This window comes from Bradyrhizobium sp. SZCCHNRI2009 (assembly GCF_032485115.1).
Taxonomy (GTDB): Bacteria; Pseudomonadota; Alphaproteobacteria; order Rhizobiales; family Xanthobacteraceae; genus Bradyrhizobium.
The window spans coordinates 399019-412495 of the sequence record NZ_JAUEUH010000008.1 but is presented as its reverse complement, the minus strand read 5'-3'; the positions used below and the strand labels follow the sequence as shown (position 1 = coordinate 412495).

Below are 13477 nucleotides of genomic sequence, written 5' to 3'. Positions count from 1 at the left end.
AGTAAACAGCGGCCACTACCGGCTGGCACCAGCCGATTCAAGACCGGCGAGGTACGAATGCCCGGCCGCCGGGTCGGTTTCCGGCGGAGCCCAGCTCGCCGCTTCGCTGGAGGTCGGATCGAATGGACCGATCGTGGTTTCCAGGAACACCAGCCATTCCGAGCGGAATATCAAGGTGTGGAAGATGCCCGGCGGCATCTTGTAGAAGAAGCGGCCGCCCTCGGCCGCGGCCGACATCGGCAGGCGTTCCGTCAGCTGTCCATCTTCGTCGAACAGGAGCGTCTCGCAGTTTCCTTCAATGACCGCCAACGTTTCGGAACGGCGCAGGTGACGGTGAGGGCGCACATAGGAGGAGCGGTGCATGACGATCAGCATCTCCTGTTGCAGATCGTCCGACGATGCGTGAAAACAAAGGCGGCAGCGCCGCCGGGGCGATTTCGCCGCCTTGTTCTTCAATAGCTGCACGATTCTGTCGTCGACACCGAGGAAACCGCCATCCGAGTACAGCACCTCGGGCGAAACTTCGCGCAATCGGTGGTCCGGCTGGTCCATGCATTCGTCCAGAAATGCGCTGACTTGTCCACAGCTCCCCGGCGATGGCGCGGTCCCGGAAGGATACCCGGGCCGTGCGGTGGTCGGAGCTTTAGCCCGCCCGCATAAAGGACTTTTGGGTCCACTGCAACGTCGCGATGCGGAGTTTTGCTAGAGTTTGACCGGCGTTTCTGCTTTACCTTGCCTGGAAAATGGAGCGTTGGTCCTGGCTGCCGTGACCGAGCGAGGGCGGGCGTTCGCTGCGCGTGCCAAGCGGAAGGCGTGTCAAGTCCGTCGCACGAAGGCTTTTCGAGGCGCTTTTACGGAATGAAAGTCAAATTTCTGACGGTGATATGGGGGGCTCGGTATATCGACGAGTTCGCCCGCGTCTCGCTCCCTTCCTATTTGTCGCCCCAAAATCTGCCTTGGGTGGCCGAGGCGAACGAGTTGGAAGTCGTCGTTCTAACGTCTGCCGAAGGGCGGGCGCATTTCGAGAAGCAGCCGATCATGGCCCGGCTGAAGGCGCTTTGCTCTGTTCGCTACATTCCGATCGATGATCTGATCGCCGGCGGCGCGTACGGCGTGACTCTGACGGCAGCCTATGCGCGCGGCATCATGGACAGCGGCAGCGAACAGACCAACACCTGCTTCGTGTTCATGAACTCGGACTTCGTGCTGGCAGACGGATCGCTGCGAACACTCGTTAGCAAGATCGCCGAGGGGCATCCTTGCGTGAAGACGCCATCCTTGCGCGCAGTCGCGGAGACCGCTCTGCCATCTCTAGTAAAGGCGCTCTCGCCGGACGGATTTGAGCTGACGCTCAAACCGCGCGATCTGGTCCGCATCGTCCTCGACAACCTGCATCTGACCGTGACAGCCAAGACCATCACCCAGGGCCTCATCACCTGTACCAGCCATACCCAGATCTACTGGCAGGTGGACGACGAGACATTGCTTTGTCGCCATCACCTGATCTTCATGATGGCGGTCAAGCCCGAGGTACCGCTGACGCCGCTGAACTCGTACAGCGACTATGGCTTCATGCCTGAACTGGTCCCGTCGCGGAGATTCACGTTGCTCGGTAACTCCGACGAATTCTTCGTTGCCGAGCTGCAATCATCGAGTTCCGAGCGTAACCTTGTTAAGGGCGGTCAAGCCAGCGTGGACACAATCGCGGCCGAGCTCTGTCAGTGGACCACAGCCGAACACCGGCGCTTCGCCGAAGTAGATGTTGTCTTTCATTCCGGAGATCCCGGCCCGGAACTGGATCGGGCTCGCGCACGCGCAGAGCAGTTCATGACCGAGCTGAAATCGAAGATGACGCGTGAACCAATCGACCACGTTAACCATCCGTATTGGCTCGCCGGCGTTCAGTATTGGGCATCGTTGAGATTCGCCGTTGCTCACCAGACTGTCGTAATGCCGCCGGAATTGGACAGCCGAGACAGCTCGGTAGGCAAGGCGGGAGACCTGAAATCCGCCATCCTTCGGCTCTACAGCCAATTTATTGGCTGGATGAGGAGACAGAGCCGCAGTCTCCCTGACGTCCCGATTTGGCATTATCAGTGGCTGGATTCGTGTTTGCTGCGGGTTTGGATTGCCGAGGTCCAGGCGCGATCGAGATCGCGTACGCTCCTCGTCTGTAGTACGGCCAGCCCTTTGGCCGCTGCGCTGCCACTATACTTCCCGATCGATGTTTGCTCTGAGGCCGCGCTAATTTCCGGAGTTACTCGCGACGCAACACCGTCCGTGCCCGAGCTGCAGGCTATATACGACGACATTCTCATTCATGTTCTCCGCGAGGGAGTCGCCGGAATGGCGAACACCTTGCGGGCGGCTGAAAAACGGTTGGGTCCGGACGGTGTTCTGTCGGTCTTCGTCGAGCATCGCTATCCGGAACTCGATGGAGGGAATCTTTCTGGCGAACTGCCGTACTTTGCCGACCAGTTATTGCCGAAGGACTGGATCAACTACCACTGTCGCGCCCGATTCGCAGGCGGTGAAATAAAATACGTCCTTCGCTGCGCCGAACGTGGAGTTTACCGCTTTTTATGGCCGGTTTCCCTGCGGCGGCTGCCGATGACGGCGGGAGCCGCGCTTGCCTGGGGCCTGCTTGCAGTCATGACGACGCTGAACAATTTTCGGATGCGCCGCCACCAAGCGAGGTTTCCCGCGCACTGTAGCAGTTTGCTGCTGTCCTTGTCCAAACGGATTCTCACTGCGCAGTCGGCTGACCGCACCAGTTCTGGATCGCGGTCGCTGCGGAGTTAGAACCGCTGCCGGCATCGGGATTTGCTATCGCGGGTATCATAACATAGGCTAACCAGCTCCGGCGCTACTTCCGCACGGCCCAATTTTGCGGCATGTTGATTCGGGTAGATTTGTGCCACTTTCTGGCTAGAGTTTGCTGCGGATTTCTGCTTGGACTACAACCGCGGCGGGTGGGCTGGAATTGCCTTCGATCTCGCAAAGTGGAGTCTTTGGCGCCCACATCGGCTAATTGTGACGATCTGTTGGTACGCGACCGGACTGAAGGGCAGCGATGAAAGTCAAGTTTCTGACGGTGATCTGGGGAACTCGGTACATTGACGAGTTCGTCAGGCTTTCACTGCCGTCCTATCTTGCGCCGGGAAATCTGCCCTATGTTGCCGGCCAGACCGAGCTTGAAATGTTGATTCTGACTTCAACCGAGGGGCAGGCTCATTTCTTCGAACTCGCGATCATGGAAAGGGTGCGGGCTCTATGTCCAGTTCGGTTCATTCTCATCGATGATCTGATCACGACCGGTATCTATGGTGTGACCCTGACACTCGCTTACGCGCGCGGCATCATGGATAGCGGGCCAGAACAAACTAATACGCACTTTATTTTCATGAACTCCGACTTCGTGCTGGCCGACGGTTCGTTGCGCGCGACCATATCCAAGCTAGGAGAGGGGTATCCGTGCATCATGGCGCCGTCCTTACGTGCGTCCGCGGAGCCGACACTGCCAATTCTGGCGAGCTCGCTTTCTGACGAAGGGCACTGCCTGGCCGTCCCACCGCGCTCGATGGTGCGACTCGCGTTCGAGAACTTGCATCCGACGGCTGTAGCGAAGACCGTGACCCAGCAGTTCGTCAGTTGCGAAACCCACAACCAGATGTATTGGCAGGTTGATGAGGCGACCCTGCTGGCTCGGTACCACCTCATCTTTATGCTGGCTATCAAGCCCGAGGTGCCGATGCCGCCCGTGAATTCCTATTGCGACTATGGCTTTGTCCCGGAGCTGGTTCCGTCGGGCAAGATCGGCTTCATGGACGATTCGGACGATTTCTTCATGTTGGAGCTGCAGCCGCAAGCGCAGGAGCAGGCGCTGCTTCGCTGCGGCATTAAGAGCGTCGGCAGCATCGCAACCGAACTGTCGCGTTGGACTACCAGCGAACATCGGCGTTGTGCGCAGGTCGATCTCGTTTTCCGCAGCGGCCCCGGTGGGGAAGCGTTGCCGGAAGTCAAGGCGCTTGCTCGAGAGTTCATGGCCGATGTCGCGTCGAGGATGACGCCGAATGCTGTGCCACATGAGGGGCATGAGTACTGGTCGTCTGGCCTGGAGGCCTGGGCTTCCCTGAAGTTCTCGCTGTCTGGCAAATGGACGTGGCCTCCGGAGGTTCTCGATCCCGAAAAGCGGAATGTGCAGGTTCGGAAGAGAACGGATCTGGTCGGACGTTATCACGCGATGCTGCGCGTGGCGCAGGTATATACCGGACGACTTCCGGATGTTCGTATCTGGAATCACCTCTGGCTCGATTCGTGCCTGGTGCTCGATTGGGTAGCGAACGTCATCCAGGTGAAGCCGCGGCGAGTCCTGCTGATCTGTCCTGCTGACAGCTCACTGGCGCGTTATCTTCCGGGGCGGCTCCCGATTGACATCCAGCAGATGCCGAACTCGGTGGGCGAGGAAGGTCCGCACAAGGCCTACGACCGTATCCTGATTCACATCTATCGAGCGAACATCCGTCAGCTCAGGAAGTGGCTCGAAATCGCCGATAGACATTTGGCACACGGGGGCCAATTGGCAGTATTCATCGAGCACCAGAACTCCGAGCTCGAACGAAGCAATTTCTCTAGCGAGCTTTCGCGATACACTCAGGAGGTCCTACCTGCGAACTGGATCGGCTACCGAGTGGAAGGACGTTTCGTCGGCGGTCGTTTCAAACGGAAGCTGAGATTAATCGAAAGGCTCTTTTTTCGTTTTCTTCGGCCCTCATCCATTCAGAAGTTGCCTATGGTCGTTGTCGCCGTGAACTGCTGGTGTGTGTGGGCCACTGTGATGATGTTATACAACATTTTGATGCGAGGGGCGGCGTCGGCTCGTTGCCCAGATTATTGCAGTAGCGCGATGTTGTCGCTATCCAGGCGGAGCCGGAACGCTGATCGCGTCTAAGTGACAGGCCCGATGAGAAAAGGGATTTTGCCGGAGATGAAGCACGATCTTTCGACAGCTGCTGGGAAAAGCCGCGGCGAGGCGATATAATGAGCAATCAGCAAGCATTTCTGGTTGTCGGGGGCGACAGTCTCGTCGGCGGCAGTGTTGTCAGAACGTTGCGCCAGCGCGGGCACACCGCCCTTGAGACCACACGGCGGCCGGATACGGTCGGTCCGGAGCGTGTGCTGCTCGATTTCGAGAGCGAGGCGCCGTTCATCGCTCCGCCTGGTGTGCAATATGCCTTCCTGATCGCGGCCGCGACCAACTATGGTCGCTGCGAAAAGGATCCGATGGCTCGGATCATCAACGTCGAGCTGATCCCGCGCACGGTGGCTTCGCTGTTGGAGCAAGGCCTGTTCGTGACCTACATCTCGACCAATTCCGTCTTCGGTGGCGAGCTGCCATGGCCGAAGGAGGATGACCCGCATCAACCGGGCATCGCCTACGCGAAGCAGAAGTCCGACAGCGAGATCGTCGTGCGTCGTGCCGCGGAGCGGCTGGGTGCGCTGGATCGCCTCAATATCATTCGTCTCACCAAGATCATGAATGCGGGCGTGTCGCCTCTGCCAGCGTGGTTCTCGGCTTGGGAAAAGGGCCAGCCAATCGAGCCTTTTTCCGATCTGGTCTTTGCGCCGATGTCGGTGCGATTCGTGGGTGAGGCCTTGGCGCAAATCGGCCAACAGCGCGTCGCCGGGAACCTGCATCTCTCCGGCGCGGAGAACGTGAACTACGTCGATTTTGCTGCTAAGCTCGCCCGACGGCTCGGTGTCGACCCCGACATGATCCGGCCGACGACGGCGACCGCAAAAGGCATCCATATTGCATTCAAGCCGACCTATAGCGGGCTTGGCATGCAGCGCACAACCAAGTTGTGCGGCGTCACGCCGCAACCGCTCGACGCACTGGTCGAGGACCTCATCACTGACTACCGGGCACAGAAGGCTTGAATGCGATGACCGTGACAAGACGCCAGACATGCCGGCTGTGTGGGTCCCGCAATGTGGAGCGGGTGGTCGAGCTCTCGCCGATCCCGCTGTCGGAGAACTACTCCTACGATCGGGCTATGGCGGCCAGCGCGCCGCGCTACCCCGTCGATGTCTTCATGTGCGGGGATTGCGGCCACGTCCAACAGGTCGACATCATCGATCCCAAGACCCTGTGGGATTCTTACACCTATTTCTCGGGCGATGCCAAAGGCATGCCGGAGCACTTCCAGAACGTCGCTGCCAGAGCCGTGAGGGCGGCGGCCGCGCCGGTCGGTGCCTTGGTCGTCGACATCGGCAGCAATGACGGCTCGCTATTGAAGCCGTTCAAGGCCGCCGGCTACCGTGTGCTCGGCATTGATCCGGCGACAGATGCGTCCAAACGCGCCAATGATGCCGGTATTCCGACCATCACCTCGCTGATGACCAGGGATCTCGCCAGGAAGATCCGCGAGGAGCACGGTCCCGCCCACATCATCTGTGCGTTCAACGTCTTCGCACATGCCGACGATTTGGGCGAGATGGTCGACTGCGTGCGGGAAATGCTGGCGCCCGACGGTCTGTTCTTCTTCGAGGCTCAGTATTTGCTCGATATCGTCGACGGCATGCTGATCGCGACCTTGTTCCACGAACATCTGAGCCATCATTCGGTCAAGCCCCTGATCTCGTTCCTCGACCGTCACGGGCTGCAGTTGATCGCGGTGGAGCGTGCAGCCATTCAGCACGGTTCGCTGATCGGCACCGTTCAGCTAAAGGGCAGCGCACGCCCAGTTCAGGACTCCGTCCGCGAGCTCGTCGCCCTTGAGACCGAGCGCAGGCTGGACAAGCTCGAAACGCTGCACGCCTTCGGTGCAAAGGTGAAGGAACTGCGGACCCGCACAGCCGAGCTCGTTGCCAAGCTAAAAGCGCAGGGCGCCACCATCGCCGGCTATGGCGCGGCGCGTAGCGGCCCGACATTGATCATCCAGATGGGGCTTTCCGGTAAGATCGACTACATCGTGGATGATCATCCGCAGAAGGTTGGACGCTACGCCTCCGGGGACGGCAATCTGGTTGTGCCCACGGCGGAGCTCGTGAAGCGGATGCCGGACTACACGATCATCCTGGCCTGGGTGCACTCGAAGAAGATCATTGAGACCAACCAGGAATACCTCAGCAAGGGTGGCCATTTCATTGTGTTGTGTCCCGAGACCCGGGTCGTAGGCGAGGACGGGGATGTGAGGATCTAAGATGGCAATGATCGGATCAGCGTTGGGGAAGGGTACGCTCATGGAGGACAAGAGGACCAAGGAAACCCAGTATCAGGTCATGGTCGAAGCTGCGTCCGAGCGGGGATACGAGACGCTCGGGCTACGTGGCAGCCAGAGCTGGCACGAGGACCCGAAGCACCTCGTGTTTCGGTTGTCCCGCTATAAGTTCGTGTCCAAGATGTTCTCGGGACGCGAGAAGGTGCTGGAAATCGGTTGCGGCGACGCCTTTGGGACCCGCATCGTGCAGGCCGAGGTCGGCAAGATGACCGCGATCGATTTCGATCCGGTGTTTATCGAGGACGCAAAGAAGCGCATGGCGCCGCGCTGGCAGTTCGAAGCTTTCGTTCACGACATGCTCGATGGGCCCGTTCCTGGGGACTACGATGCCGTTTACGCGCTCGACGTGCTCGAACATATCGAGCCCGCCAAGGAGCGCCTATTCCTATCTAATGCCTTCGCTTCGTTGGATTCCAACGGAGCGGCGATTATCGGCATGCCGTCCATTGAGAGCCAGCCCTATGCATCCGCTCAGTCAAGGATCGGTCACATTAATTGCAAGACCGGTCCGGATCTGCGGCGTCTGCTGGAGGATTACTTCCACAACGTGTTCATGTTTAGTATGAACGACGAGGTCATCCACACTGGTTTTCATAAGATGGCCAATTACATTGCCGCGCTCTGCACCGGCAAGAAGGGTCTGTAGTGTGAAGTCCTGCCCGCTCAGCGCAGCCGTCGGATTTGTCGGCGGATCGGGGCTATTAAAGAAGTCCTTATCGAGGATCCGCGGCTTGCGCGTGCCCGAAAGAGCCGATTTATGTGCGGCATAGTGGGCCTTTTTCGCCCTCGCGGCGCCAATGAAAGTGTACTTGGTGGTTGTGCCGGGCGGATGACCGAAGCGCTGGCTCATCGGGGGCCGGACGCGTGGGGACTATCTATCCTTGCGGAGGCCGGCATCGCCTTCGGTCATCGGCGGCTATCGATCCTCGATCTCTCCGAGGCCGGCGCCCAGCCCATGCGCAGCTCGTGCGGGCGCTACACCATCACCTTCAACGGCGAGATCTACAACCATCTCGAGATTCGGGACGACTTGGAGGCGTGCGGCGTTGCGCCGAACTGGCGCGGCCATTCCGACACCGAAACGCTGCTTGCCGCCATCCGGCAATGGGGCGTCCAGCCCGCGCTCGAGCGCCTGGTCGGCATGTTCGCCTTTGCGCTGTGGGACGCCGGGGCACGATGCCTGATCCTGGCGCGCGATCGCTTTGGCGAGAAGCCGCTGTTCTATGGCTGGAGCGGCGCCGATCTGGTGTTCGGGTCGGAACTGAAGGCGCTGGCGGCGCATCCGTCATGGGCACCAGCGCTAGATCGCGCGGCGCTGACGGCATTCATGCGCTTCTCCTGCGTGCCCGCGCCGGCCACGATCTGGACGGGGATACGCAAGCTGCCGCCGGCCTCGTACGTCGGCTTCCCTGCCGATGCTGCGCCCGGGACCTGGTTCGAGCCGCAGCTTTACTGGTCGCTGCGCCACCATGTCGTTGCTGCGCAGGGCGACCGGATCAGCGGTGAGAGCGAGGCCATCGAACGGCTGGAGCAGCTTCTATCCAAAGCCGTGAAACGGCAGTGCCTGTCCGACGTGCCGCTCGGTGCGTTCCTGTCCGGCGGCGTGGATTCCTCGACCATCGTCGCGCTGATGCAGGCGCAGGCCAGCCGGCCGGTCCGCACCTTCAGCATCGGCTTTGCCGAGGGCGGATACAACGAGGCCGAGGACGCGCGTAGGGTCGCCCAACATCTTGGCACTGATCATACCGAGCTCTATGTCGATGCCCGCACCGCCATGGACGTCGTACCCAAGCTGCCGCGCATCTATGACGAGCCGTTCGCCGACTCCTCACAGATTCCGACCCATCTGGTGGCGCAGCTGGCGCGCCAGCATGTCACCGTCGCGCTGTCGGGCGATGCAGGTGACGAATTGTTCGGTGGCTATAACCGCCATGTCTGGGGCGGGGGGCTGCAGGCGCGTCTCGGCCTCCTGCCGATGCCGTTGCGGCGTGCGATCGGTGCCGCGCTTGGTGCATTAGCGCCGGAGCCGGCCGATACGATTCTCAACGCCCTACAGCCCGTGTTGCCGGCCCGATGGAAGGTCCGCCATGCCGGCGACCAGGTCGCCAAGCTCGGGCGCATCATTGCCGCCGATGGCCTTGATGCGCTGTATCGGACGCTGAGCTCGATCGACCAGGATCCGGCCGCAACGGTGATGGGAGGCGCGGAGCGTCCGAGCTGGGCAGAGAATGAGATGCAGCTGACTGCTCAGCTCGATCCGCTCGATCGCATGACGCTCGCCGATGCCCTGAGCTATCTAAGCGATGACATCCTGCAGAAGTTGGATCGTGCGGCGATGGCGGTGGCGCTGGAGACACGCGTGCCTTTCCTCGACAAGGACGTCGTTGAGTTCTCAACGAGGGTTCCTCCTCGGATGAAGGTCCGTGATGGGCGCGGCAAATGGCTGGTGCGTCAGGTGCTGTACCGGCACGTGCCGGCGGAGATGATCGATCGGCCGAAAACCGGATTCAGCATTCCGCTCGATACGTGGCTGCGCGGCCCGCTGAAATCATGGGCCGCAGACCTGCTGTCACCGGCTCGCCTCAAGCGGCAGGGCCTGTTCGATCCGATCCGGGTGACACGCATGTTCGACGAGCATCTCAGCCGGCGCCACAACCATTCCTACTGGCTGTGGAACGTCCTGATGGCCGAGGCGTGGTACGACGCGTGGGCCCGTCCCTAATAGTTCAGTCTTCCGCGATTGCCGGCACGGCCAGTCGGCCTGCGCCCTTCTCGGCGCTGAAAATCCACACCACGCCGCCCATGCCTCCGATGATGAAATAGACCGTACCAAACAGGATCGAGACCACCGTGCCGTCGGCCGGAGCGAGCCCGGCATAGCCGAACGCGACCATCATCGTCGCCTCGCGAACGCCCCAGCCGGCGATCGAGATCGGCAGCATCGTGATCAGCATGATCGGCGGAGTCAGCAGGAACAGTTGTTCGAACGCCGCGGGCGCCGCGATGGAGCGCACCGCGCACCAGGCGATGACGACGGCGAGCACGTGAATCGACAGCGACAGCGCGGCAATCTTTGCAGCCGTGCTCCGGCCGAAGATCACCTTGTTCGCGATCACCGAGCAGGCATAGACGTGGCGCGTCGGCCACCACGCCTTCATCCATTTGGCCGGCAGATGGCCGATGGTGAGGAAGCCGACGCCGGCCGCCAGCGCGGCGGCGTCGACCAGCACCAGGGCCAGCCGCCCGTGCTCGTCAGCGATCATGCCATAGCTCCACGGCAGGCTCGCGACGATGATCAGCGCCAGCGCAATGAAGCCGACGGCGCGGTCGGTCAGGATCGAGTAGCTGGCCGCGCGCCAGCCGGCGCCGGTGCGCCCGATCAGCCAGAGACGCACGGCATCGCCGCCGATCGAGGACGGCAGGGTCTGATTGAAGAAGGCGCCGATCATGTTGTAGCGGAACGCCTGCATGTCCGTCAGCGGCGCGCCGCACAGCGCGGAGATCTCGCGCCACCGCAGGGCGCCGATGAAGATCTGCACCAGCGTGATGGCTACCGCCAGCCCGATCCAGCCGATGTTGATCTGGCTGAGCCGCTCGCGGATCGCCGCAAAGTTGATCCCGCGCAAAGCGAGATACAGCAGGGCCAGCGACACCACGATCCGGAGGAGAAGAATCAAAAACGCACGCATGCCAGGCTGGCTTCGCTCTTGGTTGAAACGGTCCAAGCCGAGTGCGATACGCGCAACTCCCGTCCTGGCAAGGCCGGACCCCGGTCGAGGGGAGCCTTAGCCGCCCCTTGCGGTCCTGATGCCCCGGTGGCTAAACAGTCGCAGGGGTGGCGTCAATGGCCTCCGAAACGACCGGAATATCAATTTATGTCTCATGGCCGGAAGATTGCGGTGATAGGCCTTGGCTATGTCGGCCTGCCGGTCGCGGCTGCGTTCGCGCGGACAGGCTGGCCCACGATCGGATTCGATATCGATGCGGTCCGGGTCGCGGAGCTGAAGGACGCAAGGGACCGGACCTGCGAGGTCGATGCGGCCGATCTGCGCCGGCCGGGCCTGCGCTTCACCAGCGAGCCGGACGATATCGCGACTGCCGATTTTTTCATCGTCACCGTTCCGACCCCGATCGACAACGCGCGGCGGCCCGATCTCGGCGCCATGTTGGCCGCGACGCGCACGGTGGGAGCCGTTCTGAAACGCGGTGACATCGTCGTCTATGAGTCGACCGTGTACCCGGGTGCCGTGGAAGAAGACTGCGTCCCGTTACTGGAGAGCTGCTCGGGGCTGAAGGCGGGGACGGATTTCAACGTCGGCTATTCGCCGGAGCGCATCAATCCCGGCGACAAGACGCATCGCTTCGAGACCATCACCAAGGTGGTCTCGGCACAGAATCCGCAGACGCTCGCGATCGTCGCCGCCGTCTACGGCTCGGTCGTCACCGCCGGCATCCATCGCGCGCCCTCGATCAAGGTCGCCGAGGCGGCCAAGGTGATCGAGAACACCCAGCGCGATCTCAACATCGCCTTCATGAACGAGCTGTCGCTGATCTTCCAGGCACTGGAGATCGATACCGGCGACGTGCTCGCGGCTGCCGCGACCAAGTGGAACTTCCTGCCGTTCACCCCCGGCCTGGTCGGCGGCCACTGCATCGGCGTCGATCCCTATTACCTCACCTACCGCGCCGAGAAGGCGGGCTACCATCCCGAGGTGATCCTGGCGGGCCGCCGCATCAATGACGAGATGGGCCGGCGCATCGCGCGCGAATGCATCCGCGGATTGCTGCGGCGGAAGGGCCGGGGGGGCGTAGTCACCATTCTCGGCATGACGTTCAAGGAGAACGTGCCGGACATCCGCAATTCGCGGGTGATCGACATCATCAGCGAATTGCAGTCGTTCGGCGTCGAGGTGCAGATCGCCGATCCCCTCGCCGATGCAGCGGCGGTGCACGAGGAGTATGGCATCGGCCTGACGGCGATCGAGGCGCTGCGCCCAGCCGACGCGGTGGTGTTGGCCGTGTCGCACGATCAGTATCTCGCCGGAGGCTGGGCTCTCGTGCAGGGCCTGCTGCGCGAGGAGAGCGGCCTCGTGCTCGACGTGAAGATGAAGCTCGACCGCGCGAGCAAACCCGCCGCCATCGAACTGTGGCGACCCTGACGGAGCGACCATGGCAGATCATCCCATCCTCGTGACCGGCGCCGCCGGCTTCATCGGATTTCACCTATCGCAGCGGCTGCTCGCCGAGGGACGGCAGGTGGTCGGCATCGACAACATCAACGCCTATTACGATCCGAAGCTGAAGGAAGCGCGCCTCGACATTCTCAAGAGGCAGCCCGGCTTCACCTTCCACAAGCTCGATCTCGTCGACCGCGCCGGCATCAAGGCGCTGTTCGCCCAGCATCGCTTTCCCATCGTGGTGCATCTCGCCGCTCAGGCCGGCGTGCGCTACTCGCTGGAAAATCCGCACGCCTATGTCGACGCCAATCTCGAAGGCTTCATCAACGTCCTCGAAGGCTGCCGCCATCACGGCTGCGAGCACCTGCTGTTTGCCTCGTCCTCGTCGGTCTATGGCGCCAACACCAAGTTGCCGTTCTCGGTCAAGGACAATGTCGATCATCCGATCAGCCTCTATGCGGCGAGCAAGAAGGCGAACGAGCTGATGGCGCATTCCTACAGCCATCTGTACCGGCTGCCGGCGACCGGTCTGCGCTTCTTCACCGTCTACGGTCCCTGGGGCCGGCCCGACATGGCGATGTTCATCTTCGCCACGGCCATCCTCGCCGGACGGCCGGTCAAGCTGTTCAATCATGGCCGGATGCGGCGTGATTTTACCTATGTCGATGACATCGTGCAGGCCATCGTCCGCCTGATCGGCCGCCCGCCCCAGGGAAACCCGGATTGGGATGGAAACAGGCCCGATCCGTCGAGCAGCCGGGCGCCATGGCGGATTTACAATATCGGCAACAATCATCCCGAACAGCTGATGGACGTGATAACGTTGTTGGAGAAGGAATTTGGGCGGCCGGCCATCAGGGAAATGCTGCCGATGCAGCCCGGCGACGTCGAGGCGACCTATGCTGATGTCAGCGACCTCGAACGCGACATCGGCTTCCGGCCGGCGACGTCGACCGCCGACGGCATCGGACGTTTTGCGAAATGGTACCGCGACTATCACCGAATTTAACGGGTTGA

10 protein-coding genes are annotated in these 13477 nt (G+C 61.5%); 8 read left to right on the top strand and 2 right to left on the bottom strand.

The window, feature by feature from the left end; genetic code table 11:
• Positions 1–15 precede the first annotated feature (15 nt).
• On the bottom strand, positions 16–552 hold the full coding sequence (locus QX041_RS27460; RefSeq protein WP_316167201.1) for a WbuC family cupin fold metalloprotein: 537 nt from the start codon (positions 550–552) through the stop codon (positions 16–18).
• 306 nt (positions 553–858) lie between these two features.
• Here QX041_RS27460 and QX041_RS27455 point away from each other — a divergent pair, with 306 nt between their 5' ends.
• From QX041_RS27455 to asnB, 6 genes are all read left to right on the top strand, one after another.
• Positions 859–2802: a hypothetical protein gene (locus QX041_RS27455; RefSeq protein ID WP_316167200.1), complete on the top strand. Its 1944-nt coding sequence runs from the start codon at positions 859–861 to the stop codon at positions 2800–2802.
• 271 nt (positions 2803–3073) lie between these two features.
• Entirely contained in the window at positions 3074–4951 is a 1878-nt protein-coding gene (locus QX041_RS27450; protein ID WP_316167197.1) for a hypothetical protein, read from the top strand.
• An 89-nt stretch (positions 4952–5040) separates the two neighbouring features.
• Positions 5041–5940 (top strand): sugar nucleotide-binding protein, encoded by a 900-nt coding sequence (locus tag QX041_RS27445; protein WP_315758402.1) that lies wholly within the window; start codon positions 5041–5043, stop codon positions 5938–5940.
• Between the two features lie 5 nt (positions 5941–5945).
• Positions 5946–7205, top strand: a complete 1260-nt coding sequence (locus QX041_RS27440; protein ID WP_316167245.1) for a class I SAM-dependent methyltransferase — start codon at positions 5946–5948, stop codon at positions 7203–7205.
• Between the two features lies 1 nt (position 7206).
• Positions 7207–7929 carry a class I SAM-dependent methyltransferase gene (locus QX041_RS27435; protein WP_315758401.1) on the top strand — a complete coding sequence of 241 codons (723 nt, stop codon included), beginning with the start codon at positions 7207–7209 and terminating at the stop codon, positions 7927–7929.
• Positions 7930–8040: 111 nt separating this feature from the next.
• Positions 8041–10005 carry an asparagine synthase (glutamine-hydrolyzing) gene (gene asnB / locus QX041_RS27430; protein WP_316167196.1) on the top strand — a complete coding sequence of 655 codons (1965 nt, stop codon included), beginning with the start codon at positions 8041–8043 and terminating at the stop codon, positions 10003–10005.
• Positions 10006–10009: 4 nt separating this feature from the next.
• On the opposite strand, the gene QX041_RS27425 is transcribed toward asnB, so the two are convergent.
• Positions 10010–10972, bottom strand: a complete 963-nt coding sequence (locus tag QX041_RS27425) for a lysylphosphatidylglycerol synthase transmembrane domain-containing protein (RefSeq protein WP_316167194.1) — start codon at positions 10970–10972, stop codon at positions 10010–10012.
• 186 nt (positions 10973–11158) lie between these two features.
• Between QX041_RS27425 and QX041_RS27420 the strand changes: the two genes are divergently transcribed.
• Together QX041_RS27420 and QX041_RS27415 are read left to right on the top strand one after the other, a co-directional pair.
• The gene (locus QX041_RS27420; protein ID WP_316167192.1) at positions 11159–12442 is read left to right on the top strand and encodes a nucleotide sugar dehydrogenase; all 1284 of its coding nucleotides are present in this window, start codon (positions 11159–11161) and stop codon (positions 12440–12442) included.
• Between the two features lie 10 nt (positions 12443–12452).
• Positions 12453–13469 carry an NAD-dependent epimerase gene (locus QX041_RS27415; protein WP_316167190.1) on the top strand — a complete coding sequence of 339 codons (1017 nt, stop codon included), beginning with the start codon at positions 12453–12455 and terminating at the stop codon, positions 13467–13469.
• Positions 13470–13477: the final 8 nt, after the last annotated feature.